This is a genomic window from Paenarthrobacter sp. NPDC089675, assembly GCF_044749185.1.
In the GTDB taxonomy this organism is placed as follows: domain Bacteria; phylum Actinomycetota; class Actinomycetes; order Actinomycetales; family Micrococcaceae; genus Arthrobacter.
This window is the reverse complement of record NZ_JBIVHM010000010.1, coordinates 1-26714: the sequence shown is the minus strand read 5'-3', so window position 1 is coordinate 26714 and position 26714 is coordinate 1. Positions and strand designations below refer to the sequence as shown.

21 protein-coding genes and 1 pseudogene are annotated in these 26714 nt (G+C 63.6%); 8 read left to right on the top strand and 14 right to left on the bottom strand.

Annotated elements, in window-relative coordinates; genetic code table 11:
- Positions 1-90 precede the first annotated feature (90 nt).
- Positions 91-870 carry an aquaporin Z gene (aqpZ, locus tag ACIPY2_RS18380; protein WP_400267838.1) on the bottom strand — a complete coding sequence of 260 codons (780 nt, stop codon included), beginning with the start codon at positions 868-870 and terminating at the stop codon, positions 91-93.
- A gap of 481 nt (positions 871-1351) precedes the next feature.
- On the opposite strand from aqpZ, the pseudogene ACIPY2_RS18375 reads away from it, so the two are divergent.
- Positions 1352-1462 (top strand): annotated as a pseudogene (locus ACIPY2_RS18375) (hypothetical protein); the annotation flags it as partial.
- Between the two features lie 57 nt (positions 1463-1519).
- On the opposite strand, the gene ACIPY2_RS18370 reads toward ACIPY2_RS18375, so the two are convergent.
- The 4 genes from ACIPY2_RS18370 to ACIPY2_RS18355 all read right to left on the bottom strand — a co-directional run bounded on the left by ACIPY2_RS18370 (position 1520) and on the right by ACIPY2_RS18355 (position 5006).
- Positions 1520-1798: a hypothetical protein gene (locus ACIPY2_RS18370; RefSeq protein WP_400267837.1), complete on the bottom strand. Its 279-nt coding sequence runs from the start codon at positions 1796-1798 to the stop codon at positions 1520-1522.
- 73 nt (positions 1799-1871) lie between these two features.
- Positions 1872-3104: an amidohydrolase family protein gene (locus tag ACIPY2_RS18365; protein ID WP_400267836.1), complete on the bottom strand. Its 1233-nt coding sequence runs from the start codon at positions 3102-3104 to the stop codon at positions 1872-1874.
- A gap of 1 nt (position 3105) precedes the next feature.
- Positions 3106-3615 (bottom strand): GAF domain-containing protein, encoded by a 510-nt coding sequence (locus ACIPY2_RS18360; RefSeq protein ID WP_400267835.1) that lies wholly within the window; start codon positions 3613-3615, stop codon positions 3106-3108.
- Complete coding sequence (locus ACIPY2_RS18355; protein WP_400267834.1) at positions 3612-5006, bottom strand: MFS transporter; 1395 nt, start codon at positions 5004-5006, stop codon at positions 3612-3614. Before ACIPY2_RS18355 ends, ACIPY2_RS18360 begins: the two co-directional genes overlap by 4 nt.
- A 108-nt stretch (positions 5007-5114) precedes the next feature.
- Between ACIPY2_RS18355 and ACIPY2_RS18350 the strand changes: the two genes are divergently transcribed.
- Positions 5115-5993 carry a MurR/RpiR family transcriptional regulator gene (locus ACIPY2_RS18350; RefSeq protein ID WP_400267833.1) on the top strand — a complete coding sequence of 293 codons (879 nt, stop codon included), beginning with the start codon at positions 5115-5117 and terminating at the stop codon, positions 5991-5993.
- A 10-nt stretch (positions 5994-6003) separates the two neighbouring features.
- On the opposite strand, the gene ACIPY2_RS18345 is transcribed toward ACIPY2_RS18350, so the two are convergent.
- Positions 6004-8703 carry a Tat pathway signal sequence domain protein gene (locus ACIPY2_RS18345; RefSeq protein ID WP_400267832.1) on the bottom strand — a complete coding sequence of 900 codons (2700 nt, stop codon included), beginning with the start codon at positions 8701-8703 and terminating at the stop codon, positions 6004-6006.
- Positions 8704-8877: 174 nt separating this feature from the next.
- Between ACIPY2_RS18345 and ACIPY2_RS18340 the strand changes: the two genes are divergently transcribed.
- Together ACIPY2_RS18340 and ACIPY2_RS18335 are read left to right on the top strand one after the other, a co-directional pair.
- Positions 8878-9459 carry an adenylate kinase gene (locus ACIPY2_RS18340; RefSeq protein WP_400267831.1) on the top strand — a complete coding sequence of 194 codons (582 nt, stop codon included), beginning with the start codon at positions 8878-8880 and terminating at the stop codon, positions 9457-9459.
- A gap of 234 nt (positions 9460-9693) precedes the next feature.
- Entirely contained in the window at positions 9694-11991 is a 2298-nt protein-coding gene (locus ACIPY2_RS18335; protein WP_400267830.1) for a SulP family inorganic anion transporter, read from the top strand.
- Between the two features lie 25 nt (positions 11992-12016).
- Here the strand turns inward: ACIPY2_RS18335 and ACIPY2_RS18330 are convergent, their stop codons facing one another.
- Genes ACIPY2_RS18330 through ACIPY2_RS18320 form a run of 3 tightly spaced genes read right to left on the bottom strand, consistent with a single transcriptional unit; the run spans position 12017 to position 15230 of the window.
- Complete coding sequence (locus tag ACIPY2_RS18330; RefSeq protein WP_400267829.1) at positions 12017-12775, bottom strand: glycosyltransferase; 759 nt, start codon at positions 12773-12775, stop codon at positions 12017-12019.
- Positions 12772-14181, bottom strand: a complete 1410-nt coding sequence (locus tag ACIPY2_RS18325; protein ID WP_400267828.1) for a PIG-L family deacetylase — start codon at positions 14179-14181, stop codon at positions 12772-12774. Before ACIPY2_RS18325 ends, ACIPY2_RS18330 begins: the two co-directional genes overlap by 4 nt.
- Positions 14175-15230, bottom strand: a complete 1056-nt coding sequence (locus ACIPY2_RS18320) for an acyl-CoA dehydrogenase family protein (protein ID WP_400267827.1) — start codon at positions 15228-15230, stop codon at positions 14175-14177. The genes ACIPY2_RS18325 and ACIPY2_RS18320 overlap by 7 nt, the downstream gene beginning before the upstream one ends.
- A gap of 271 nt (positions 15231-15501) precedes the next feature.
- Here ACIPY2_RS18320 and ACIPY2_RS18315 point away from each other — a divergent pair, with 271 nt between their 5' ends.
- Both ACIPY2_RS18315 and ACIPY2_RS18310 read left to right on the top strand, forming a co-directional pair.
- Positions 15502-17766 carry a SulP family inorganic anion transporter gene (locus ACIPY2_RS18315; protein ID WP_400267826.1) on the top strand — a complete coding sequence of 755 codons (2265 nt, stop codon included), beginning with the start codon at positions 15502-15504 and terminating at the stop codon, positions 17764-17766.
- Between the two features lie 236 nt (positions 17767-18002).
- Positions 18003-18590 (top strand): DUF1992 domain-containing protein, encoded by a 588-nt coding sequence (locus ACIPY2_RS18310; RefSeq protein ID WP_400267825.1) that lies wholly within the window; start codon positions 18003-18005, stop codon positions 18588-18590.
- A gap of 127 nt (positions 18591-18717) precedes the next feature.
- Here ACIPY2_RS18310 and ACIPY2_RS18305 read toward each other — a convergent pair whose 3' ends face one another.
- Both ACIPY2_RS18305 and ACIPY2_RS18300 read right to left on the bottom strand, forming a co-directional pair.
- The gene (locus tag ACIPY2_RS18305) at positions 18718-20061 is read right to left on the bottom strand and encodes an ammonium transporter (protein WP_400267824.1); all 1344 of its coding nucleotides are present in this window, start codon (positions 20059-20061) and stop codon (positions 18718-18720) included.
- A 174-nt stretch (positions 20062-20235) separates the two neighbouring features.
- Positions 20236-21438 (bottom strand): MFS transporter, encoded by a 1203-nt coding sequence (locus ACIPY2_RS18300; RefSeq protein ID WP_400267958.1) that lies wholly within the window; start codon positions 21436-21438, stop codon positions 20236-20238.
- A gap of 190 nt (positions 21439-21628) precedes the next feature.
- On the opposite strand from ACIPY2_RS18300, the gene ACIPY2_RS18295 reads away from it, so the two are divergent.
- On the top strand, positions 21629-22360 hold the full coding sequence (locus ACIPY2_RS18295; RefSeq protein ID WP_400267823.1) for a glutamine amidotransferase: 732 nt from the start codon (positions 21629-21631) through the stop codon (positions 22358-22360).
- Between the two features lie 136 nt (positions 22361-22496).
- Here the strand turns inward: ACIPY2_RS18295 and ACIPY2_RS18290 are convergent, their stop codons facing one another.
- The 3 genes from ACIPY2_RS18290 to ACIPY2_RS18280 form a co-directional block, all read right to left on the bottom strand.
- A complete protein-coding gene (locus ACIPY2_RS18290; RefSeq protein WP_400267822.1) occupies positions 22497-24692 on the bottom strand; it encodes a transglycosylase domain-containing protein in 2196 nt (731 codons plus the stop codon).
- Between the two features lie 108 nt (positions 24693-24800).
- On the bottom strand, positions 24801-25274 hold the full coding sequence (locus ACIPY2_RS18285; RefSeq protein WP_400267957.1) for a sensor histidine kinase: 474 nt from the start codon (positions 25272-25274) through the stop codon (positions 24801-24803).
- 275 nt (positions 25275-25549) lie between these two features.
- Positions 25550-26134, bottom strand: a complete 585-nt coding sequence (locus ACIPY2_RS18280; protein WP_400267821.1) for a DinB family protein — start codon at positions 26132-26134, stop codon at positions 25550-25552.
- Positions 26135-26290: 156 nt separating this feature from the next.
- Between ACIPY2_RS18280 and ACIPY2_RS18275 the strand changes: the two genes are divergently transcribed.
- Positions 26291-26584 carry a hypothetical protein gene (locus ACIPY2_RS18275; RefSeq protein WP_400267820.1) on the top strand — a complete coding sequence of 98 codons (294 nt, stop codon included), beginning with the start codon at positions 26291-26293 and terminating at the stop codon, positions 26582-26584.
- Positions 26585-26714 lie beyond the last annotated feature (130 nt).

Sequence of the window (26714 nt, the reverse complement as noted above, 5' to 3'; positions counted from 1 at the left end):
CTCACGTCCCGCTGGGTTTCGGTGGTTCCTCTCTCACGTCCCGCTGGGTTTCGGTGGTTCCTCTCTCACGTCCCGCCGAGCTGAGAGGACTCAGGAGGGCTGTCTGGCCGAAGTGATCCGGTAGACCGCAGCTGCAAGGGCGGCGCCGGCGATGGGTGCGACGATGAATACCCAAAGCTGGCTGGACGCCCAGCCATCGGCGTAAAGGACTGTGGCGATGGAACGTGCCGGGTTCACCGACGTGTTGGTTACGGGGATGCTGATGAGGTGGATAAGGGTGAGACTGAGTCCGATGGCAAGAGGTGCGAATCCCGGAGCAGCACGCTTGTGGGTGACACCAAGGATGACCAGGACGAAGACCGCGGTCAGTACCAGCTCGGTCACCAGCGCCGATGCCAGGCCGAATCCGCCAGGCGAATGATCGCCGAATCCATTGGAGGCGAATCCGCTGGCACGTGCCGCGGCAAAGAAACCATCGGGGCCACCGGTGGCAATCGCGGCCAGCACGCTGGACGCCGCCACCCCGCCCGCAATCTGGGCCCCAATGTAGGGTGCGATGTCTTTGGCCGGGAATCGGCCGGCAACTGCCACGCCGATAGTCACCGCCGGGTTGAAGTGACCACCTGAAACATGCCCGAAAGCGTACGCGCCAGCGACGACGCTCAGTCCGAAGGCCAACGATACGCCGACCAGTCCAACGCCCAAGGAGTTGGAAGAATCCGGGAATTTCGCCGCGAAAAGCGCTGTGCCGACGCCGCCAAATACCAAAATGAAGGTGCCCAAAGCTTCGGCTACCAGCTTGGCGGCCAGCGACGGTCCAGCTTCGGAATTTTTTGGATTTTCGGCTTTTCGGGTACTGCGGCTGACCATGCTGGGCCCTTTCATAAGTAGTGAAAAATGACGGCGAGCCCCGTAACCCGGACAGTTTTATCCAAGCCGGGGCATCACGGGTGCGTCGATGCCGAGGCGGCGATTCGTCAGGTCTGCGGGAGCCCGTCACCGGCTTTTTCGATGCCATCCTGGATAGCTTGCTCGTTGCCCTCAATGAGGTCGTGTGCCTTGCCCTGCAGATCTTCAAAAAGTCCCATGGGGTATCTCCAGCTCTTTGTCGGTATCTCCTTGGAGCCGCTTGCTCCACAAGGTTCGTCCGCCCAGTTCCGCGTTCGTGACGCGACTGGGCACCCTTTTGCGGGAAGGCGACAACAAATGCACGCTCAGCAGCTCGAAATTTCGGCCTGGGCGGCAGGGTGGGACCTACGGCTGAGAGAGGGAGTGAGGGTTTGGGTGCGGGATGTGCGAGAGCGATCGGAGGGTTTGGGGGTGGGATGTGAGAGAGGGAAGGAGTGCGGCCGTAGCCCGGGAGAACGTGGCATACAACCAGCCGCCGCACCCGAGCTTCTTCATCGGCGAGGGCATGCAGGCTCCCGCGGCTCCCGCCGTCGTTTATGCGGGCGGGAAATAGTTCCAAACACGACGCCGCCCGCCCCCGTTCAGGAGGCGGGCGGCGTTGCTGTGTGCCCTAGTGCTGCCCGAGCGCGCCACCCAGCGGTGGCACGGCACCCGGTCCCTGCCGGCCTTCCGGCCCGGTGGCATCCTCCGAAGTATCTCCTTCGAAGATCCCGGCACCTGACTCGTCCTGGTCCGTACGTTCGGCTTCGCTTCGCGTATCGCTTTCAGCCGTCCCGTCCGAGTCGCCCTCGATGTCGTCGGCCAATCCGTTGGTTTGGTCGAACGGGTGGGCGATCGGATCCAGGGTGTCTTCGCTCGCGGTGGTGCGTTCCGTATCCTTCTCGGTCACAGTGTCCTCCTGGCTAGCTCCAAATTTGTCAGCATACTTACAATATCCGGATTTGCGGGCGCGGACCAGAGGTTTAGGCGATCACGCGGCCATTCTGGATCACGTGGGCAAGATGCTCGTTGATGTCCGCCAGAACGGAGATGTCTGCCACCGGGTCGGCCCCGAGGACCAGCAGATCGGCGTCCGCCCCTGGTGAGACAACACCAAGCTGCCCTTCACGCTCAAGGAGGAGGGCCGCCGTCGTGGTTGCCGAGCGGATGGCGTCGATCGCGGGCTGGACCTTGCCCAACAGCCTGAACTGCTCGTTCTGGTGGCGGTGCATGCCGCCCAGCAGGTCCGAACCGAACGCCATCTTGACGCCGGCTTCGTGTGCGCGGGCGATCGCTTCGAGGCCGCTGGAAAGGACCGAATCCACCTTGGCCCACATTTCCTCGGTGAGCCCGAATTCCTTGCCTTCCTCTTTCAGCGCCCAGTACGTCACCAGCGTCGGGACGAGGAAAGCGTCCTTCTCCAGGAAGAGCCGCAGGCTTTCGTCGTCCAGCAGGTTGCCGTGTTCGATGGAACGGACGCCGGCTTCCAAGGCCCTGTTGATCGCCCTTGCCGTGTACGCGTGAGCCGCGACGTAACGGTTTGCCGCCTCCGCTTCCTCCACCGCCGCACGCATTTCCTCCATGGAGTACTGGGTGGAGTCGATCCTGTCCGTGGGCGAGGAGACGCCACCGGACGCCATGATCTTGATGTGGTGCGCCCCCTTGCGGATCTCGTCCCTCGCGGCCGCCCTGACAGCGTCCACGCCATCGGCCACCCGGCCAATGCCGCAGCATCCGCGCCCGTTCGGGTCGTGGTCTTCGCCGGGCAGTCGCATGTCCCCGTGCCCACCGGTCTGGCTGAGCGCATGGCCGCAGAAATGGAGCTTGGGACCTTCCAGGAGTCCTTCCTGCTGGGCCATGGCCAGGCCGAAGTCGGCGCCGGACAGGTCGCGCACCGTGGTGAAACCGCGTCGGAGCATCTCACCCATGATTCGGGCGGTTTGGGCATAGACGTACGACGGTGGAGTCCAGTTGAGTGAACGGAAATCGGCGCTTGAAGCTACCACGTGGACGTGTGCATCGATGAGTCCGGGGATAACGAATTTTCCGCTGCCATCGATCACCTGCGCATTGTCCGGCGCTTCGGCGTGCGGGCCAACTGTTGTGATCTTGCCGTTGATGCTTACGACGTCGGCGAGGGAGTAGGTGCCTGCCTCGACGTCCAGGACGCTTGCGTTGCGGATGACGAGGGCGGAGGTCTCGGGGGTGGTGCTCATTTTAGAAGGTGTCCTTTACTGGGACTTCGGTTCTTGCGGGTAGGTCGGTGGGGTAGGCGGCAAAGGCCTCAAGGAGCTGTGGCCGGCTGGCCTCGACAACCCCGACGGCGGTGTCCACGCTCTGTTGGGTGTAGTGGCCCTCGGCGTCGAGCAGGGCGAGGACTCCGGCCACGTTCCCGTGGTCGTCCAGGACAGGGATGTTGATGACAGCGCCGCAGCCGAGTTGTTGGATCAGGGCTGAGTCGGTGAACACTTCCCGAAGCGAGTCGAGGTCCGGCGCCAGGAAAGGCTTCTTGTCCTCAATAACGGTGCCGAGCCAGCCGGGGGAGATCTCAACGGTCTTCTCCGCTCCCACGGGGTAGGCCTCGGGATGGCTCGTGTACAGCCTGCGCAGGCCGGACCGCTGGGGGATCCATTGCAGGACAGTGAAGAGGACCACGCCCGGCTCTTGTTGCATCGCCTGGAACGTATTTGTGAAGACAGTTTCTGTTGCCACGGTGAGTCTGCTCATTTCTTGATGGTTCCTGCCGGGATGTTCTTGGCGCCCACGCGGGCGTTGATGTCCTCAAGCGACTTTCCGGCAGTGGAAGCGCCGAAGATGATGACGCCCAGGACGCCGACCGTCAGCACGATGGTGGTCATGGTGAAGACGCCGCCGAATCCGAGGGCCACAGAGAAAATGCCGATGATGGACGGTGCGAGGATGCTGCCGATACGTCCCACGGCGCTGGCCAGTCCCACGCCGGTGGCACGCATCCAGGTGGGGAACAGTTCGGGAGTGTAGGCGTAGACGCCGGCGTAGGTGCCGTTCAGGAAGAAGGAGAGTGTGGCCGCAGCGGCGAGGATCATGCCGGAGTCGTTGGACTGGCTCAGCCAGAAGGCGCTGATTGCCGAGCCCGCCAGGTACAGGGCGATGGTGTTCTTGCGGTCGATCCTGTCGCAGAGCCAGGCAGCAGAGAAATAGCCGGGAATCTGGGCCATGTAGATGATGATCGAGTATTCAAAACTCTTGGTGATAGTGATGCCTCGTCCCACCAGGAGCGTAGGAATCCAAGAGAAGAATCCGTAGTAGGAGAAAGTGATCACGAACCAGATCAGCCAGATCACCGCGGTCCGCCGGCGCATGGCCCTGGACCACATGAATTTGAGCGCATTCCAGATGCTGATCTTTTGCTCATGCTTGGTGATTTCATCCTGGACGGCCGGCACGGGCGGGAGTTCTTTGCCGGTGGCGTTCCTGACGCTCTGCTCAAATCGTTCGACTACTTCGGTGGCTTCCGCCATGCGTCCGCGGCTCATCAGGTAGCGCGGGGATTCCGGCAGGCTCCGACGCCACCAGAGCAGCAGGAGGATCGGAACGGCGGTGACCACCTGGGCCCAGCGCCAGCCGTCCTCGCCCATGGGTACGATGAAGCGGCCGATCAGCGCTGCACCCACGAAGCCGAAGGAAAAGAAGCCTGCCAGCGTGCCGATGAACCAGCCGCGGCGCTTGGGAGGAATGAACTCGGACAGGAACGGGGCGATGATCACGCTTTCGGCGCCGGCTCCCAGGCCTGCAAAGATCCGTGCAATCAGGAAGATCTCGAAGTTCGGTGCCATGGCAGCGATCACGGACATCAGGCAGTAGAAGGCAAGGGCCCACAACATGACCTTCTTGCGGCCGAACCTGTCGCCCATCCAGCCGGACAGAATGGCTCCGAAAAAGAACCCGAACGGAGCTGCGGAGCCCACCAGGCCGAGGCTGGCGTTGCTGAGGCCCCAGAGTTCCTGGATGCGGGGAAGCAGGAACGCCACAACAGCGCCGTCCATGCCGTCGAATGAATAGCCGAGGCCTCCGATGAGGAGAAGCTTGTAGTGTGGTCGACTGAGAGCCAGGCGATCCAAGCGTGCGGTGAGAGACATGGTGATTCCTGCCAAAGTGGGCCAAGTTGTACATTTTGAGGAATATGCACAAGTCTGTGCAGATGCGATGTATCGAAGTTACGGCGAAAGTGTGAGGTAGGTCAATAGGTGGAAGAAGATTTCGACTCGTCGACGTTGACCGAGTGGCTGGACAGCCGCGTCCAAGGGAAGAAGCTTGCGGCCCGCCAGATGCAGGTGGTGGGCATCCTCCGCTCCCAGCCGCGCCTCGCCTCCTATGGGTCCGTCAGCGATATCGCCGTCGCCGCCGCATCCAATGCATCGACAGTCACCCGGACCGCGCAAACACTTGGCTTCAAGGGGTGGACTGATTTCCAATTCGAACTGCGCTCGCGGTTCCTGGCTTCCCTCAGCGCAGTCGAGGTTGCTGCGGAACACAACGGGCACATCAGCAGTCCGGCCACAGCCGCGGTTTCCACGGACCGGGCCAACCTGGCTCATTTTGAGCGCACACTCAACGCGGACACTGTCCACGAGATCGCGAAGGCAATCGCGGCGGCGCGGCAAACGTTCATCGTGGCTGCGGGCAGCTACGCCATTCCAGGCAAGGCGCTGGAGCACAACGCCATCATTGCCGGCTACAACGTGCGGCTGCTCGACGCCGACGTGGCTGCCCTGACCAACGCCATTGCACGGCTCGGTGCAGAAGACCTGGTGATAGCCATCAGTCTCTGGCGCGTTTACGACAGCACAATGCGTGCCGTGGAGATCGCCCATTCCATCGGCTCGCCCGTTGTCTCCATCACTGACAGTGCCGGCTCGCCCGTCGCCGTCAACGCGCAGCACAGGATCGTGGTACCCACGGAAGGCGCAGGCTTTTTCCCTTCGCTGACGGGCGCTGTCTCCGCCGTCCAAGCCATTGCCGTGGAACTCGCATCCTTGGACAAGGAGCGGTCCAACCAAAACATCGCCGCTTCCGAACGGACCTGGGACCAGATGCGGATCATGCACCCGCGCTCCAGCTCCTAGGGCACAGGACTTACGACGCCGGAACCTCCAGCGGCGCGTCCGTCGCCGTCGCCGGGGTAGCTGCAGCCGCCGGCAGGTAATCCCCGATGAGGGCCAGGTTCTGGATGGCCGCCAAGCCGAATTGGGCAGTATCGTTCGTGGACACTGTGGGTGCCTCATCAACAGGCGCCAACACGTAGGGTGGACGGATCCTGCGCAGCGTGAAGGCCTCGGCATGGTTCAGGTTCTCGCCCCCGACGCCGAAGCTTTCCCACGCCGAAGCAGCCAACTCCGGCGAACCGAGGCGTGCCGCTGCGTAGGCCGTGAGCCGGCTGTGTGCCTGCGTCAGGTAGATGCCGGCCAGCGGTGCCCCTACCTCGGAGGCCTGGACAGACGGCGGGGCCAGGAAGAGCCGGCAATACTGCAGCCACGCCTGTTCAAACTCGGGCGACGGCACCAAGCTGATCAGTTCGCTGCAGATTTCCACCAAGCCGAACACGGCGCTCAGGTGGGAGACGCTGATGGCTTCCCGTCCGGCGTCGAACCTCCCGGCATCAAGGTCGTAGAGTGCCTCGCCGGTCAGGAATCCGTACTTGAGCGCGCCGATGTCTGCCATGGTTCCCAAGAGGCGATCACGGGAGCGCGGGTTTCCGGTCCGTTCCCAGTCGGTCAGCCATGTGGCAGCAAGCGAACCCCAGTCGGTACCTAGCCCCACGCCGAGGGCGCCGCGGTCCGGCCGGTAGGTGTCGGCGTCGGGCCTTACCTTGCGGACGGGGTCCAAGCCGAGGAAGCTCTGGTCACTGTCCACCAGTTCCGTCAGGAGATCGCCGGTCCGTTCATCGGCGGTGAGGTAATAGTAGAAACGGCGGTAAGCGGGGTTGCTGATGCGCAATTGTTTGGCGCTGCAGCCCCAGTGCTGCACGTTGTGTCGTGAACCCAATCCCTTCCAAGGTCCCAAGTGGTAGACGTCCACTTCACCGGTATGGCGGGTCATGGCCTCGGCGAAGCGGAAAACGTCGGCTCGGCCGGTACGTAGGTACGTGTACCAAAGCCACAGGTCGGGCGATAGCTCCGAGTTGTCCCAGGCGTAGCCACCAACGTCGTAACGCCACACATGCCGGTCCGAATCATAGGTGTGCATGACGTCGCCGTAGTTCCAGAACCCGTACCAGCGGCGCTGTTCCTGTTGGCCCACGTAGAAGTCGAAGAGGAAGTCCAGCTTGTCCTCGAGTTCCATCCTGCCGGGGGTGCTGCGGTCCACGGGCGCCCAGTTGCCGAAGACACCCGCCGCATGCACAACCGATGGTGAGGGCTGCAGGATCGGTGGCGTTGCGGCGGCTGAGGCGTCGGCAGCGAGGGATTCCGTGGACGGCGTGGAGTCGTAGGCGAACAAAGTCAGCTCGTGGGTCCGGGCGATTCCGCAGGGATCGCCGAAGCCAGGCTCGTAGTCCTCGTAGGTGATCTCGAGTCCCTCAAGTTGTTCCTCGAAGGTGTCCTGGCCCAGGCCATCGTGGTAGAAACGCAGATCCATAGGCTGGGCTTCGGGGGAGTAGAGCCACGCTGTCAGTTCAGCGGCGTCGGAAGCTGCCCCGCGAATATCCAGTTGCCCGGGATGGGACTGCCAGAAGTCCTTGACGCCAACCCCCAAACCACCGTGGGGGTCGCTCAGCGAGACGAACCCGGCAGACCGGGTGCCACCCGAAATGCCCACCCAGCCGTTCCCTGATGCAGTCCGTTTTCGGAGCTCAAAGCCGTCGGCGGACAACTGCGTCAGGGTGTAGTCGTTCCACGCCGGAATGAGGTGCAGCCGTTCTGACACCTCCGGGTTCCATGTATTCAGTGGAGGCGTTGCCTTGCCGTTGACCTGGGCCGCGCGCACCTCCGCACCAGGATCCCGACGCAGTCCCGTCACGCCGCGGACGGCCTCAGCCAGGAAGCCGCCGTCAGCCCCGGCGATCCTTACGTGGCGGTCATGCATTTCATCGCTTAGAGGTACGCCGAACCGCACGCCAAGCCCGGCCAGGAAATCCTGGCCGGCGTCGCCGTCCCATATGAACGAGTGCATCATCCGCACACTCCGCGCGCCGGCGTGGAAGTAGAAGCGGACCGTAAAAGGGAGCCATTCGCGGGCGCCTTCATTGGCCCGGTGTTTGCCTTCCAGGCGCAGGACCGCCCGGACAGGACCCCGCTGTTCCACAACTACGGAGGCCACGTGCCCGGTGAATCCTTCACGCCTGATTTTGCCGGTCTCGATGCCTGCCTCGGCCTGGAGCAGGCTCACCAGCCGGGCGTCTTGTGCCACCAGGGAACCGTCACGGGACAAGCTCCGGAACAGGGTGTTGCCGCTAAGCGGTACAACCATTTCCAGGGTTCCTGTGGAGACTGTGATCGCCCCTTCTGTTTCGGTGACCGTCACCTCGGGTTCGGGCACGACGGCGGCTGCCGGACCGGCGTCGGACGTCTCCGTTGCGGTGCAGTACAGGACGTTGTACGCGGCAGCGGGCCGGTCGCTTGCTCCGATTGCCAGGCCTGCCCACTTCAGTGTGCCGTCAGGCCACGTGGCCAGCGGCCAGGCTTGGGCCGGGACCGGCCGTCCGCTGTGATCCGTGACAGCCAGGCGATCGGCAGCCTGGGCGGTTCCGCGGGGGAAGGGCATTCCCCACGTGGCTCCACCGCTGAGTATTGCGGGTGCTTCGCCGTCGATCCAGGTGATCGGGGCATGCTGGCTCATGGAAATTTCACCTCGGAAGTCTGGGAAAACGCTTTCTTTGTGACGTTTCAAAACGGTACCTGTTGGTGGGGAGTGCCGCAAGGGGAGTTCTCTTCAAAAGGGAACGCCTGTGCCTCCAGCAGCTACCGGCGTTATCGTTTAAGTCCCGGCCGCCTCTCGAAACGGACAAGAGCCATGGCGCGACTGATCATCATGGGACCTCCGGGTTCCGGCAAGGGTACGCAGGCTGAACACATTGCCCGGCACTTTGCTGTTCCGGCCATTTCCACGGGCGACCTTTTCCGCACCCATGTCCGGGAAGGGACAGATCTCGGCGCCGAGGCGGGTCGCTATATGGACCGTGGTGAATTCGTTCCCGATCATGTCACCACCGCCATGCTGCGTGAGCGTCTGGAAAAAGACGACGCCGGCGCGGGCTTTTTGTTGGATGGCTACCCCCGGACCGTGGCCCAGGTTGGCGCCCTTGATGATTTGCTGGCCGTCCGGAAACAATCCTTGGAAATCGTTCTGGCTCTGGCTGTTTCCGACGACGATCTCATTGGGCGCATGCTCCAAAGGGCCCGCGAACAAGGCCGGAGCGACGACACGGAGACCGTTATTCAGCGGCGCCTGGAACTGTATCGCGAGGAAACCCAGGCCGTCATCGCTGCGTACTCGCAACGCGGGATCCTGATCTCGGTGGACGGCTCGGGGGACCGGGATTCCATTACGGCCAACGCCATCGCGGCGGTGGAGTCAGGGCTGGCTGGACAGTAGTTTGATTTGATTCTGAATAACGTACGTTTTAGAGGAAGTATTTTCCATAAACGTACATATTTGATTTATAGTGGCCAATCGGAAGCTAATTAAACGCATCCTTGAATTGCTTCGCTGGATAGCAAAATTTCGGCCCGGGTGGCAACTTAAGTTTTCTCAGTCACATTTGATTGAACATTCTTTTATCGTTTTTTAGGCTGCGGGAATAAACTTTTCGAGTCCAAAGGACTATTCATGCCTAAATTATCGGCGCCATCAGTCGTGCCCTCTGATACCCACAGCCCGTCCGGAAGCAAGCCGTCCGGCCCGCCCGGCAAACCCGGCAGGCGCTCCCTCCTTGGAAGCCTCGGCGTCGACCTTCCCGCATCGCTGGTGGTCTTCCTCGTTGCACTCCCGCTGTCCCTTGGCATCGCCGCCGCCTCGGGAGCGCCTATCATGGCCGGCCTCATCGCTGCTGCGGTTGGCGGCATCGTGGCCGGGGCTCTCGGCGGCTCTGTCCTTCAGGTGAGCGGCCCCGCGGCGGGCCTTACCGTCGTCGTCGCCGGCCTGGTCCAGGAGTTCGGATGGCAAGCGACCTGCGCAATCACCGTTGCCGCCGGCGTCGTGCAATTGCTGATGGGGCTGAGTCGATTGGGACGTGCCGCGCTTGCCGTCTCGCCGGTGGTGGTCAAGGCGATGCTTGCCGGGATCGGAATCACCATCATCCTGCAGCAGTTGCACGTCCTTCTCGGCGGCAAGGCGTCCGGTTCAGCGGTGGAAAACCTCCTGGCCCTTCCGTCCGCGATCGCCGACATGAAGGCAGGGACGGCCTTGCTGGGGTTTGCAGTGGTGGTGATCCTGCTGGCATGGAAGTACGTACCTGCCGCGGTCAGGAAAGTTCCCGGTCAATTGGTTGCCGTGGTCGTGGTTACTGCCGTCTCGGTGTCGATGGGGGATGTCCAGCGGATCAGCTTCAGCGGCTCCATCTTTGACGCCATTGCCCTGCCCGGCCTTCCCGAGGGCAACTGGGGTTCGGTCGCCCTGGCGGTGATCACGGTGGCGCTTATTGCCAGCATTGAATCGCTGTTGTCCGCTGTTGCCGTGGACAAGATGCATGGAGGAACACCCACCAACCTGAACCGTGAACTCGTGGGTCAAGGGTCGGCCAATGTGGTGTCCGGTCTCCTTGGCGGCCTGCCCGTGACGGGCGTGATCGTCCGCAGTGCCACCAACGTTGAGGCCGGTGCCAAGTCGCGCGCTTCTGCCATCCTTCATGGCGTGTGGGTTCTGGTGTTCTCGGCGTTGTTCGCCGGGCTGATCCAGTTGATTCCGTTGTCAGTACTCGCGGGCCTTCTGCTGGTGATCGGCGCCAAGCTGGTGAAGATTGCCGATATCAAGACCAGCCACCGCACCGGCGACCTCTTGGTCTACGGCGTGACCCTGGTGTGCGTAGTGGTGTTGAACCTGCTTGAAGGGGTGGTCATAGGCCTGGCGGTGGCCGCGCTGTGCGTGCTGTGGCGGGTGCTGCGAGCCCATCTTGACGCCCACGCACCGGCGGCTCCCGGGATGCCGTGGCGGGTGACCATCGCCGGCTCCTGCAGCTTCTTCTCGCTGCCCCGCTTGAACCGGGTGCTCCATTCCATCCCCGAAGGCCAAGACGTGGTGGTGGAGGTCAATGCCGACTACCTCGACCACGCCTTCCGTGAAGCGCTTATGGCCTGGGGCGCGCAGCGAGGCAACACGGGTGCAGCTGTGACCTTCGAAGAACACGGAACCACCGCCCTCACGGACGCGGCCGACAACGCGCCGCAGCGGCAGGACTTGAAGGAGTTTCCGCTGCCGCCCCGGGCGTCGTGGGACTCGGCTTTGGAAGGAACGGACGACGACGGGGACGCTCACCCGCCGCTGCGCTCGATCCTTCTGGGCATCGACAAATACCATCGCCGGCACGCAGACAAAGTCCGGCCCCTCGTTCAGGACCTGACCGACGGGCAGAATCCGGACACCCTCTTTGTGGCATGTGTCGATTCCCGGGTGAACCCGAACCTGATCACCAGCAGTGGTCCCGGGGACCTGTTGACGTTGCGGAACATCGGCAACGTGGTTTGCAGCGACGACCGTGACGCCTCGATCGATTCCACGTTGTCCTTCGCCGTGAAGGCATTGTCCGTGGACTCGATCGTGATCTGCGGGCACTCGAACTGCGGTGCCATGAAAGCCGTTCTCGCAGACGCCGAGGGCGCGGCGCCTTCTTTGGGCGCGGGATTCGATGCCTGGCTCGAGCACGCACGCCCCAGCTACGAGGCACTGCAGGCAGATCATCCCGTGGGACTGGCCGCCGCCGCTGCGGGGTTCAGTCGGCTGGATCAGCTGAGCATGGTCAACGTCGCGGTCCAATTGGCCAAGTTGGATGAACACCATGCCACCGGACCTGCGTTGGCCTCCAGGGAAGTTCATGCCACGGGGTTGTTCTACGACATCTGCACGGCACGCGTGGTCCTGGTGACCCCGGAAGGCATCGAGCTGCTGGATCCGAGCATGGCGCTCCGCTGAGCTCCTTTGCTTCGGCGGACTTCGGTCAGGCTGACTCGCTCACGGCCGGCACTTTGTGGGCCAACTGGCGGAGGTAGGCGGCGAATCCTTGCGGTGCCCGCGCCTCTGTTCGACCTGAAGTGGTCACCCTGAGCGAGTCGCTTGCCACCACCCGGAAACCGCGACGCCGGAGTCGCTCCGCGAGGATCCTGTCCTCGTGCGCGCGGACCCTCGGGAAGCCCCCGGCGCCCAGATAGGCCGAAGCCCTGATCCCGAAGTTCGCTCCGTAGATGTATGGATGGTTTTCCTGGAACGGGTGCAGTTCCAACCAGCGAAGCAACACGTCCGGGTTCACGTCGGCGGGATCCGGCTCAACCGAACCCAGCACGGCGTCGGCTCCTGCGTTGGCCAACTCCACCTGACGCACCAACCACCCCGGCGGGACGGAGGAGTCGGCATCGGTATTCGCCAGCCACATTGACTGCGGGTCGGAGCACTCCGCTGCCAAGGCGGCCTCGACCCCCGCCGCGCGGCTTGCTCCTGCGCTGCGCAGCCTGACGGACAACGCCGTGAACCGGCGCTCGGCCGCAGACTGCGCAGCGATTCCGGCCGAGCCATCCGTACAGCTGTCCAGGACCACCGTGATGCTGGCGGTCACCGCGGGACAGCGGAGCTCCAGGTTCTGCACCGCCCGGCGAAGGGATGTCAGCGTGCGGCCCAAATGATGCTCCTCATTGTGGGCCGGGACCACCACTGCCACGTGACGGATCGCCCCGGAAGGATCCTTCGCCTCCGGGGCGGTCACGAGGATCCGTCGGGGGACGCGAGCACCTCGAGCAGGAAGTCCTTTTCCCGGTACAGGGCCCGGCTTGGCCAGTCGAGTTGCTCGCGCGCCATCGCGTGGACGGTTTCTCCGTCCAACTGCCATCCGGAGATCGGATGCCTCCAATGGCACAGCAGGAGCGTCCCGCCGGGCCGCATGGAGGATTTCACCTGCTGGAGGAGTTCGGTGAGTTCCTCCGGTGCGACGTAATAACCCACCTCGGAGACCACTACGAGGTCAAAGCTGCCCTCGGGCCATTCCTGCGGCACCGTCAGCTTCTGCGTTCGGGCCCCCGGATATCCGCGCAAGCGCTCTGCGGCCTGCACGAGGGCTTTGCTGCTGGCATCCACGGCGAGGAAGTTGGCACACCGCGGGGCGAGTTCCACGCTGAGGGTGCCGATGGAGCAGCCGATTTCCAAGCCTGAATCATAGTGTTCCTCGGGGAGCGCGGCCAGGGTGAGTGCCCGTTTCCTGCGTTCGTACCAACTGGTGGTGTAGTTCCAAGGATCATCCTCGCGGTCATGGACGGCGTCGAAAATCTCCTCGGCGTCTCCGGCCCGGTGGGATGCCTCGGTCGGTGATGTCGCACTTTGCGAACCGGCCGGGTTTGTTCCAGCTACCGGTGGGTGCCACGCAAAGGTTTCCCATGAGCGCGCAAAGTGCTCCAGGAACGTCGGGGACAGGAGGGTTTCGTCCCCCGGTAGCCCGGACAGGGGCTTGATCTGCGACGTGTGTGACTGCATCGCCCGGGCCTTGGCTTGCTGTTCCGCGGACGTTAAGGGGACCCGGGTCCATGAGGTCCAGGTGGCGTCGTCCGGTCCGGCCCACAGCCAGTACCAGATGGGGTACTCAAGCAGGCCGTGACCGCCTTCTTCGGCCAGCTTGGCGGCCACGCTGCCAAGGGTGTCGTGGTCGATGTGCCCGTCGGCGCGGTAGGGCGAAACGATCACCACTTGCTTGGCCGGGGCTCCGGATTCGTCGATCGCCGAACGGACGCTCCCGGCGATGCGCTCGCTTGCCGCAGCCAACTTCCCGTCCGGCAGTTCCAGAAACTGCCACGATGCACCAGGAGCCAGCCCGGACACGGCTGCACCGAACTCTGCCAGCCGGACAGCGGAAAGCTGCTCCGCCGTCGTCGTTGTTGAATCCGGGTGCGACGCCTCGCCGGCGGTGCACAACAGCAACCGGATTGACGCCCCGGCGGCGTGGAGCTTGGCCAGGAGGCCGCCGGCGCCGAGCGATTCGTCGTCGGGGTGCGCGGCCAGGACCACGAACGTCATGGCGGAGAGTTCGTCGTCTCCCAGGGGCAGCTCCGGGAGGACGCGGACGCCGCTGCTGGACCAGGCGGCCTCAGGGGTGCCCGCGTCCGTGTGGGAAAAGGTCACCATTCGCGCTCTCCCTTGAACACCAGGGCGCCGAGTTGCGCGTCGTCACGCATGGCGTGGTGTTGCCTGACGTACAGGGCAAGGTCAGCCATGCGCTTTCCATAGGTTTCGTTGAACGCGAGGGGTCCCGGTCCCAGGTCCTGCGTCACCAGGGTCTGAATACGTTCGACGGCGGCAGCTACGGTCCCGCGGGCCCTTTGCGCCATGCTCCAGTCGCTGGGACCCGTGCCGGGTTGGTGGCCATCGATCTGTTCGGCGATCCTTGCCAGGAGGGCGGTGCTGGAACTGATCAGGCGATCGATTTCGCCGAGGTGGGCCAACGCGACCTGATCGGGATCGCGACCGTTGTCTGCTGCCTTTGACAGGGACCCACCGAAGTCCCGGGCCAGGGCCACTGCGCCGCCCAGCCAGCACGCGGCCACGCCGATGCCGCCCCACGCGAAGCCGGGGCGCTGGTGGTACCAGCCTGGTCCCTGCAGGATCGTCGCCGGGACGTGGTGGAAGTGCACTGTGCCGCTGGGGATTTCCCGCAGGCCCCGGCTGGACCACTGCGGTGTCTCACACGTGACACCGTGGTCTTTGAGGTTTACCGCGAAGGCCGCGCGTCCCTGGTCCCCCGGGAGGTGGGCTGTGACCACCGCTCCATCCAGTTGTGATGCGAGCGAACACCAGGGTTTTGACCCATTCAGAAGGTAATTTCCAGCGTCATCGCGGGTGGCTTCCAGCCTCAACCCGGGGCCTTCCGCGGCGAAAACGCCCCACGCGCCTTCGGGCTCCGGGTGACCGGCCTGGCTCAGGATGTGGACGGCGTCGAGGTGCGGTTCCAGGACCCGTCCGGCGGCCACATCCACCGCAGTAACTGAGGCCAGCACCTCCCAGAGTTTGGCCGTGCTTCCTTCGCCCGGATGCGGGACCGTCTGCGCGATGTCCTTGGCCACCTCCAGCAGGGCGGGCACGTCGCCTACGAGTTCGCTGACCGCTTCGAGCATGGGTTCAAGTGCCTGCAACTGCGCCGGTTCCGAACTGATGCGAAGGGGTTGGACCTCATCCATGGACTGCCTCCAAACTGTCATTCCGCTTGGCACCAACCTACCCTAAGGAAACTTACCTTTTTGCTCGGAGCCGAGGAGTGCGCTCGGAGCACCCTTTGCCGGCCGGTGTGCCAGGATGCAGCAACGCTTACGACCTATGTGAAAGTTCCCCTTTGTCGCCATGTGAAGCTGCGTATTCACAACTTTTGTCAAACGTGTCACATCAGCTTGTCACTCGACATGACAGTTTTCTTACGCTGAAGGAGTCAACTCCACGAGCCAAGGAGATCCAATGCCCCAGGCATCCAAAACAGCGAACGACGCCCACAGTCCGCCCAGCAACAAGCCCTCGGGCAGACCCCGCTTCCTCGACAACCTCGGCGCCGACCTTCCCGCCTCCCTGGTTGTCTTCCTCGTAGCGCTTCCGCTTTCCCTCGGCATCGCTGCCGCGTCGGGTGCGCCCATCATGGCGGGCCTCATCGCCGCGGCCGTGGGCGGAATCATCGCCGGCACACTCGGTGGATCCGTCCTTCAGGTAAGCGGCCCCGCAGCCGGGCTGACCGTCGTCGTCGCCGGTCTCGTCGCCGAGTTCGGCTGGCAGGTGACATGCGCAATCACGGCGGCTGCCGGCGTCGTGCAGTTGCTCCTCGGACTGAGCCGTGTGGGGAGGGCCGCCTTGGCAGTGTCGCCGGTGGTGGTCAAGGCGATGCTTGCCGGGATTGGCATCACGATCATCCTGCAGCAAATCCACGTGCTGCTGGGCGGCGAAGCGGCAGGCTCCGCGGTCGAGAACCTTGCCGGACTCCCCGCCGCCGTCACCAACGTTGAACTGCACTCGGCGCTTCTGGGGCTGGCGGTTGTAACCATATTGCTCGGTTGGAAGTACCTCCCCGCAGCCGTTCGCAAGGTTCCCGGTCCGCTGGCCGCCGTCGTGGCCGTGACCGCCGTGTCCGTGGCGGTGGCGCCCGGCGTGGAGCGGATCAGCTTCAGCGGGTCCATTTTTGATGCAATTGCGCTGCCCAACCTGCCCGATGGCAATTGGCGCGGCGCGGTCATGGCAGTCATCACGGTGGCGCTTATCGCCAGCATTGAATCGCTTCTCTCCGCCGTTGCTGTGGACAAGATGCACACCGGCGCGAGGACAAACCTGAACCGCGAGCTGGTGGGCCAGGGTTCGGCGAACATGGTCTCGGGCATGCTGGGTGGCCTGCCGGTTACCGGAGTGATTGTGCGGAGTGCCACCAACGTTGAGGCCGGTGCCAAGTCGCGCGCTTCTGCCATCCTGCACGGGGTGTGGGTGCTGGTTTTTTCCGCGCTCTTTGCCGGCCTCATCCAATTGATTCCGTTGTCCGTCTTGGCTGGTTTGTTGTTGGTGATCGGCGCCAAGCTGGTGAAGATTGCCGATATCAAGACCAGCCTTCGGACCGGGGATTTCCTTGTGTACGGCGTGACGCTGGTCTGCGTAGTCGCCCTGAATCTCCTGGAAGGTGTGATCATTGGCCTGGCCCTGGCTGCGCTGTGCGTGTTGTGGCGGGTTCTTCGGGCCCAGCTCCACGCACATGCACCGGCTGCCCCGGAGATGCCGTGGCGGGTCACTGTCGCAGGGTCCTGCAGCTTCTTTGCGCTGCCCCGCTTGAGCCGCGTGCTCCATGCCGTGCCGGAAAGCAAGGATGTGGTGGTGGAGCTCAACGCCGACTACCTGGATCACGCGTTCCGGGAGGCCTTGGTTGCCTGGCAGGCCCAGCATCAATCCACCGGAGCATCGGTCGCTATCGAGGAGCACGGGACAACGGCGTTCACCGACGCCGCGGACAGCGCGCCGCAGCGGCAGGACTTACGGGAGTTCCCGTTGCCGCCGCGGCGTTCGGTTCTCGCCGGAGCGGACGACGACGGCGATGCTTACCCGCCGCTGCGCTCGATCCTCCGGGGCATCGACAAATACCATCGCCGGCACGCGGACAAAGTCCGGCCACTCGTTCAGGACCTGACGGATGGCCAGAATCCGGACACGTTGTTTATTGCCTGCGTGGACTCGCGGGTGAACCCGAACCTGATCACCAGCAGTGGCCCCGGTGACTTGCTGACGTTGCGGAACATCGGCAACGTGGTCTGCAATGACGGCAACGAAGCGTCCATTGACTCCACGTTGTCCTTCGCCGTGAACGCCTTGTCCGTGGACTCGATCGTGATCTGCGGGCACTCCAACTGCGGTGCGATGAAGGCCGTGCTGGCTGATGCCGAGGGTACAGCGCCTTCGTTGGGCGCGGGATTCGATACCTGGCTGGAACACGCCCGGCCCAGCTACGGTGCCCTCACGGGCGGGCATCCCGTGGCCAAGGCGGCTGAAAGGGAAGGATTCAGCGTCCTGGACCAGCTGAGCATGGTCAACGTCGCAGTGCAGTTGGGGAAGCTCCGGGAGCATCCCGTCACAGGCCCGACGCTGGCTTCCGGGAAGGTCCAGGCCACGGGATTGTTCTACGACATCTGCACGGCACGCGTGGTCCTGGTGACCCCGGAGGACATCGAGCTGTTGGATCCAAGCATGGCCGTTCGCTGACGGGAGCGGACCGGGGCTGCAGCTGATCTCAGACAACTTTGCGGTACCCGTGCGCCACTACCAACCACATTGAGCTCCAAAATGCCCCGGCACGCCCCCACGCGGCGTGTCGGGGCCTTCCCGTGGTCAAAGTTGGTGGTGGCGGCACAGCTGTTTGGTGCCCGCACCTTTGGGGAATACTGGAAAGAGGAACACGACTCCAGGGTCAGGACGATTCGTGAGAGGCGGTGGAAGCCGTGGAAAACCAAGGCAATCGGAGACGCCTGGAACGCGCTGCGGAGCTCAGGGCAGGCCGCGGCAGCGGGGGCAACGCTGAGGAACGCGCCGAGCTCGACGCCGATGATGCCGTTCGCGAGAAGCGGCGCAAGGTCAACGAAGCCGCCCGCGCCGACTACCTCGTCCGCGAAGCCATGGCCCAGGGGAAGTTCGACAACCTCAAGTACGCAGGCAAGCCCATCCCCGGACTCGGCAAGGGCTACGACCCCGACTGGTGGGTCAAAGGCCTTATCCAACGCGAACAAATCAGCGGGCTGGGGCCTCCTGCCATACTGCTGCGCACGGAGGACGCCGAACTTGATGCCAAGCTGGACCAATACCTCATGGAGAAGCAGGTCCGCGAGACCTTGGAAGACTTCAACAAACGGGTGATTGAAGCCCGGCGCCAACTGCAGGGCGGCCCGCCGGTGATTACCAAGCTCCGGGATGTGGATCACGAGGTGCAGCGCTGGCGTGATCGCCGGGCCACGGCCTCCCCGCCTGAAACTGAGCCTGAACCGCCGTCGAAACGCCGTTGGTGGCAACGCCTCTGGAACGGCCCCAACTAGGGGACAGCAAACGTCGCTACGAGCCCCCATTGCGACGCGAACTGTCCCCTACTTGGGTGGTTACCGCAAAACAGCGGAAGACAGCGGCACTTGCGTACCGCCGTCGTCCGCTGTTTGTCGGGGGAGACTAAGCGAAGCTGTCTTCCTTCGCCGCGGGCGCAGCCACTCCCTCAGCGGGCGCCGCCTCCGGCTTCCGCTTGATCAGTGAGGACAGGTGGGCCTGCTGCTGCCGGAAGTGGCCATGGGCTGTGAGGCCGAATTCGTACGCTGTCTCGGCGTGCTGGGTAAGGTCCACTCCGGCCACTTCGTGATCAAGGGTGACTCGGAAGCCGATGGTCTTGTGGATGGCCCGGCCGATCACCAGGGTGCCCAGGCCGGAGAGCAGGATCGTGACGACCACGGCGACAATCTGCGCAATCAACTGCTGGGGTCCGCCACCGTACAGGAGGCCGCCGCCAACGCCGTCCTGCGGGAGGGCGATGAAACCGAGGGACAACGTGCCGATCACGCCTGCGCCGAAGTGCACGCCGACCACGTCCAGGGAGTCGTCAAAGCCGAACTTGTACTTGAGATCCACGAACACGCAGCAGGCGGCACCGGCAACCAGGCCCAGGCAAACTGCGGCCAGCGGGCTGATGTTTGCGCAGGACGGCGTGATGGCAACAAGGCCGGCGACAACGCCGGATGCTGCACCCAGCGAGGTGGGGTGTCCGTGGCGGATCTTCTCGGTCACCAACCAGCTGAGCATGGCCGCAGCGGGTGCAACCAGGGTATTGATCCAGATGAGGCCGGCCTGGGCTGCCGTGGTTGCTGCGCCGCCGTTGAAGCCGAACCAGCCGAACCAGAGAATGGCTGCACCGATCATGATGAACGGCACGTTGTGCGGGCGGTGGTTGGGGTCCTTGGCGAAACCGTGACGCTTTCCCACGATCAATGCGAGGACAAAAGCAGCGGTTCCCGAGCTGACCTCAACCACTGCGCCGCCGGCGAAGTCGATGACTTGGCCGAAGATGTCGGTGAGTGCGCCGCCTGCGCTCATGAGGCCCCCGCCCCAGATCATGTAGGCCAGGGGGCAGTAGACAACGGTGACCCAAATGGGAACGAACAAGGCCCAGGCGCCGAACTTTGCCCGGTCGGCAATGGCTCCGCTGATAAGGGCCACGGTGATGATGGCGAAGGTTGCCGCGAAGGTGGCCTTGATGAGGTCGGGTGAGCCCATGAGGTCCTGGAGGCCGAAGTGCGCGAACGGGTTGCCGAACAGGCCCAGGAAGCCGTCGCCCGTGGTCATGGAGTAACCCCAGAGGACCCACACCACGCCAACGATGCCGGCGGAAATGAAGCTCATCATGATCATGTTGAGGGCTGCCTTGGCACGCGTCATGCCCCCATAGAAGAGGCCGAGGCCCGGGGTCATGAAAAGAACCATTGCCGATGACAACATCAGCCAGACGTTTTGCGCAGAGATCTCCACCTGCGTTTCCCTTCTGATCAAGCCTGTCCGTGACGGGCCTGGAATCGTCGGCCCTCGCATCCCCGGGTTCAATACTCGGTGAGCTATGTTTCCGACTCAGAAGGTCTAAGTTGCAGGTAGGTTACAGAAATGCGGCGTTCGTGAAGATCGCGTGACTGGCATGTTTCAGCGATGTTAACGGCGCTTCTCCCGCCCTCCCGCCGGGTAGCCACCGCGCCTGCCGGCGATCATGATCACCAACGAAATCGCAGTGGGAAGCGCGGCGGCCAAAGGTACAAGGTGTGCGCCAAGCAGGTTGAGTGCCAGTGCTCCGTACACGGCACCCACGGCGATGCCTACCTGGATGGTCACGACCGTCAGACCGTTGGCTGCGTCCTTGTGTTCTCCACCTGCGCGGAGGATCGCCGCCTGGTTGTAGATACCCATGGCGCCGAAGGACACGCCCCACACGACCATGAGGGCGAACATCCCCGGCGTCGTGGTCCCCAGGAAAGGCAGCAGCGCGAACGCCAGCAGGAGAAGCCCGACGGCGGTTATCACGGACCGCCGTGGATGGGAATCAGCGGTCAGGCCAGCAATCCAGATACCCACGAGCCCCGAAACACCCACCACGGAGAGCGAAATCCCGGTAAGTGCTTCGGGCAGGCCGGAAGCGAGCAGGAACGGCGCGATGTACGTGAAGAGTGTGAAATGGGCCAGCAACAACAGCGGCCATGCCGTAGCCACCGCAATCACTCCCGGCAGCTTCAGGGCCGCCCTGATGGACGGGGCTTTGTGGCTTCCGGGATCGTGGGCTGCCGGAAGGAGCCACAGGGCAAGTCCGGCCAGGAGCACACCGACGCCGGCCAGGACCACAAACGAGGCGCGCCACGTCAGGACGGTACCCATGAGCGTCCCGATCGGGGCTCCTACGGCCAGTGCGATGCTGGTTCCGCTGAACACCACGGCCATGGACTTCCCTACGGAGTGGGCGGGAACAATCCGTGCAACGTACGGGGCCATGCTGGACCAGAGCATGCCGTGGGCAATGCCGCCCAGCAACCGTGCCACGACCGCTACTGCCAGGTTGGGACTCATTGCCAGCAAGACGTTGCTGAGCGCGAAGGCCAGGACCGTGCCGATCAATAGGGTCTTCCTTGGGACGCGGCCTCCGAGCAGGCGCGACAACGGCAGCGCGGTAATTACGATGATTGCCGCGTACGCCGCAGTCAATGAACCTACTGCCGATTCGTCAACGCCCAGCTCCCTGCTGATCTGCGGGAGCAGCCCTGACGGCAGAAGTTCCGTGGTCACCGCCGTGAACCCGGCCGCGGCCAATACCAGAAGACCACCCCACGGAATCTTGGCCGGGCGCTTACTGGATGCCACTTCTTGCATCGAAGTGGCTTGCTTGGCTTTGACCACGGCAGGGTCCTGCTTCAAAAATTGCTCCTTGGATTGAACGGCGCATACGGGGCGTTAGCGCGAACAATTCCAACGCTACGCAATGCGGCCGCAGCAAGGGAGTGTCTGTCAGACCCACCCTCGTTGCTTGGAATGTTTGTGGCTTCTCCCGCAAACTGGGCCTGTGAAGCCGTTCCTGCTGCTGGCGACCCGGGCCGAAGATGCTGCCGCCGACGACGAGTACCAGGCCTACCTGCGCTATTGCGCGTTGGATGAGCATGACCTTGTACGGGTCAGGTTGGAGGCTGCCCCCATGCCTGCACTCAAGCTGGAGGACTACTCCGGCGTGATAGTGGGTGGCAGCCCGTACACATCGAGCGATCCTGTGGAGGAAAAAAGTCCGGCACAGCTCCGGGTTGAGGCCGAACTCTCCGCACTCCTGGACCACATCGTTGAACAGGACTTCCCGTTCCTCGGAGCCTGCTACGGCGTTGGAACTTTGGGGGTCCACCAGGGCGCCACCATCGACAGGCGTTTCGGTGAACCCGTGGGTCCTACGGAAATCAAGCTGATGGCGGAGGGCGAGCGTGATCCGCTGCTTGCCGGGCTGCCGCATACCTTCGACGCCTTCGTCGGGCACAAAGAGGCCTGCAGCAAGCTCCCGGGCCATGCGGTCCTGTTGGCCGCTTCGGCTGCTTGTCCGGTCCATATGTTTCGTATCAAGAACAACCTCTACGCCACGCAGTTCCACCCTGAATTGGACGTCGAGGGCCTCGTCACCCGCATCAATATCTATAAGGATGCGGGCTACTTCCCGCCCGAGCAGGCCGAGGAACTGATCCGTTCCGCCCGGCACGCCACGGTCACGGAACCGATGCGGGTGCTGAGGAACTTCACGGAGCGCTACGCCCGGTAACCAACCCCGCGCTCAAACCAATCCCCTTGTGTGGCCTGCTTTGCGCGTCATGTCGTCGCGTTAGGCGGCAGAGCGGGCCTCCCAACGAAAACGTACGACGGCGGGAGGTCGCCGTCGTGCGCTAACTTTCGCGACCCTAGCGGCCGGTGAGCCGGGGGACTGCAGGGGCTGTGGTGATGGGAGCCGGGGCCGGTGGGGGTGGCGGCGGGTTGAAGGTGCCGCTTGGGTAGAGGGCGGTGGCCTGCATCATGTAGTTTGCCCACTGCGGGCCGGCAATCATGTACCCGTCCAGGGACTTGTAGAACCTGCCGTTGATGGTCACGTTCTGCCCGGCGCGCTGCTGTCCTGCCGAGGTATCCCCGAAGAATGAAGCGGTGGCGAGCCGGGTGGTGTAGCCCGCAACCCACGTGGCGCCGTTGTTGTTCGAGGTGCCCGTCTTTGCTGCAACGGGAACCTGGTTCTGCACCTTCGGGTTGATGTAGACGCCCGAGCCCATCTTGAGGACGTCCTGGAGGACGGACGTGACGCCCCGGGCAACCTCTGGCTTGACGGCGGCCCGGCACTCGGACTTTTGTGCGTCGTATTTCCGGCCCTGCGAGTCGCTGATGTCCGCGATGGCGATTGGCTTGCAGTACGTGCCGTCGTTGGCGAAGGTCGCGTAGGCGCTGGCGAGGACTACGGGCGCGACGCCGATCGAACCCAACAGGTTGCCGATCTGGTGCATGTTTACCGGTGCGTTGTCCAAGCCGCTGTGGAGGCCTACGCTGTCCACCATTCGCTGGATGCCGCAGAAGTCCAACTGGGCCGCCGTGGCAAAGGTGGCGGTGTTGATCGAGTTGTAGAGGCCGTAGTTGATGGGCATGGGCCTGTAGTAGCCCTCGTCGTTGTTTTGCAGATCGTCGTCCGCGCCGAGGTTCTGGGCCTTTTGCGCGGTGCTGTAGCCACCAAGGACCTTGCCGCAGCTGTCACGCCAGGGAAAGCCCACCGGGTAAACCCGGCGGGAAGCATCCACGATGGCGGTGGGGTTCTTGCCCTCGTTAAGCCACTCCGCGTAGATGAAGGGCTTCATGGTGGAACCGGGCTGGAAGCCGCCTGCGCCGTTGAGGTCGTAGCCGTTCTCGTCCTTGGCGTCCACGCTGAAGTTCAACTGGGTGTCGTACTTGCCCGGCTGGGGAACGAACACCGTGTTCTGGGCCATGGCCAGGATCCTGCCGGTTCCGGGCTCCACGGTGGTCATGGCCGCCCCCCACCTGTCCGGGTTGTCGCCGGCCGAGGCGTCGACTTGGGCCTGGGCCGCTGCCTGCAGCCGGCTGTCCAAGGTGGTGGTGATGGTGAGGCCGCCGCGGTACAGGAGGCGCTCGCGGTCTGCCAGGGTAGCGCCGTAGGACTCGTTGTTGAGGATGAGGTGGGAGACGTAGTCGCAGAAGTACGTCGCCATCGCAGCCCCCGCGCATCCCTGCATGGAAGGGGTGACTTTCAATTCCACCGGGGTGGCCACGGCGGCGTCGTGGTCCACCTGGTTGATGACGTGTTGTTCGAGCATCCTGTCCAGCACCAGGTTGCGGCGGGCGATGGCAGCGTTCGGATCCACGGTGGGGTCGTAGATGCTGGGACCGTTGACGAGCCCCGCCAGGAGTGCCGCCTGCGGAAGGTTGAGGTCCTTGGCTGTGGTGCTGAAGAAGTACCGGGAGGCGGCTTCGATGCCGTAGGCGTTGCGGTTGAAGAACACGATGTTGAGGTAGCCCTCCAGGATCTGGTCCTTGCTGAACCGCTTTTCCAGTTCCAGGGCCAGCTTGATCTCGCGGAGTTTGTCTCCCATGGTCTTCTGGCCGCTCAGCACCACGTCTTCAGGCTTTCCCTGGGACAGCCTGGATTCGTTGAGCACATTCGTCACGTATTGCTGCGTCAGGGTGGAAGCGCCCTGCCGGGTTCCCTTGGTCAGATTGGAGGTCAGCGCCCGCATGATGCCCTGTGCGTCCACGCCCGGATGTTGGTAGAAGCGACTGTCCTCGATAGCCACGATCGCCTGCCGGATGAAGGGCGACATCTGGTCCAAGGGCACCTTCACACGGTTCTCTGCGTAGAACGTTGCTATGGGCGAGCCATCCGAGGCCAGCACCGTGCTGGAGAGGGAAGGCGAATCGACGTCGAGCTGGCTGGGCAGGCTCTCATAGAAACCGATGGACCCGCCAACCGTGGTGCCGGTGAAGGCCACCACGGGCACCACCAGGCCGGAGATCAGCACACCGCACAAGAAGCTCACGAAGAAGAAACCGAAGATCCTGAGCAGGAACCTGCCCAGGCCGATGCGTTGACCCCTGTTCCGTGCCATTTTCCTGCCGTTCCGTCCGGACACCAGGTGCGAAAAGTAGCTACAGAATACGTCCGCCGTGGCAATCGATCCATGCTTCAGGCGGCCGAAAAAGGTCCCAATAAGGACTCAATCCAGGGGCAGGGTGACACAGACGCTGGTGCCTTGGCCGAGCTGGGATTCGATGTCCACGGTGCCGCCGGCGTCGTGTACTGCCAGGGACATGAGCAGCAAGCCGAAACCGTGGCGCCGTCCGCTGGGCGCTGCGTGGATCTCGAAGCCTTTGCCGTTGTCCGTGACCGTGAGCTGGATGCCGTGGTACACGGCGTTGAGGCGGATACTGAGTTCGCTGGCGTCCGCATAGTTGAGGGTGTTGCTGAAGGTCTCCTGGGCCACGTGGTACAGCAGGCCGGCAGAAGCGGAAGAGATCTCGATGCCGTGGTGGGGGATGTCCCAGTGCACCTCAACGCCGGAGCGGCGCAGCGGTTCGGCCAGCCGGTCGATGCACCCCGCGACCCCCAGCGCGTGAAAATCCACGGGAAGCTGGTCCTGGATGATGCCCTTGACGGCCATCACCTCTGTTTGAGCTTCTGCCTGTTCCATCATTTCCCCCACCTCGTTGTGTCCTTGCTGGATATTCGGAGCGCTTGGCCCTGTGTATGGGTGCTGCGCCTGCATCCAGAGTCACGCCGCAACATCAAGGATCGGGTTCGTTTGGCTCAATTTCGGCTCAAGTTTGCGTGGCGGTCTTGCGGGGCAGCAGCACATGTGGGGCAGGCAGAAAGGAGCGCCCGACGGCGGCACTTAAGTACCGCCGTCGGGCGCTGTCTACCGGTTCCTATCGGCGGCCGGGTTGACCGCTGGGTGGGCTATGAAACTCAGCTGTGGCGGTCTGCCTCGAGCGCCGCCTCTTCGATCCTGTACCGGTGGGCGGCCAGTTCTTCCGACGTCCGCTGCGGGATATTGGGATCATTCGGCCGCTGGCCCGCCTGGCCGTCGATGAGTTCGCGGATGATGTCGGCGTGGCCGGCATGCCGGGCTGTTTCGACGCACATGTGCACGAGGATCTGGTGCAGGGTCACGTTCTTCTTTTCCTCGGACCACCAGGGCACCACGCCGGGTGCGTCCAGGGGGAGTGCCTCGATGGTTTCGTCGCTGTGCTTGGCGGAGAAGTGGTGCAGGTCGATGATGTCCTGCATGCTTTCGTTTGCCGGAACCCACATATCGGCATCGGGCTCGGCTGTGGCCTCGTACCACGGGAGCTCCCGCCCGTCCGGCCGGCCGAAGGTCTCTCCGAAGTACCCCAACTCCACGCTGGCCACGTGTTTCACCAACCCCAGGAGGTTGGTGCCTGTGGGAGTCATGGGCCTGCGGGCGTCGTATTCGCTCAGGCCTTCCACTTTGCCGAGCAGGTCGGCTCGGCGTGTGCGGAGGTAGTGCAGCAACGTTGCTTTCTCATCCATGGGAGCACTCTACCGATTGCGTGTTGCGCTGCGATCCGCGACTTCGCTGGAAACCGGTCCTTTCGCACGGAAAGTCACGAAATCGCTGGAACCTTCCCGGCGAAGTGGCAGGGTTCCAGCGATCTCGGCGCAGCGCCGCGGGTTAGGCTTGCCCGCATGGGGGACAACACATTTGGGGAACACAACACACCGCAGCCCGCCCGCAAACCGACGGCCGTCGTCGTGCCTTTGCTGGGGCTGATCGCGGTGATCGTCGGGCTGATCGTGGCGTGGAGCAACAGGGATGCCGGCTTCGGGTGGTTCGCCTATGCGCCGCTGAGCAACGCATCATTCTCGGGTAACGGCGTCGCCATGATCAGCCAAGGTACGCAGATCGGCCTGCTCGTGGCCATCGTGGGCCTGCTGGTCCTCGCGTTTTGGGCGGGCCTGGCCATCGGACGCCGCCGCTGAGCTGACCCAGCGAAATCGCCCGAAAACGACGAAATCGCCGGAACGTCGGTATATATCAAGCTGTTTGTGACAGCTGGGTGGTTTTTCTGTGGTTGATTCCGGCGGTGGGTGGTATTCCTGGCGCGGTGGG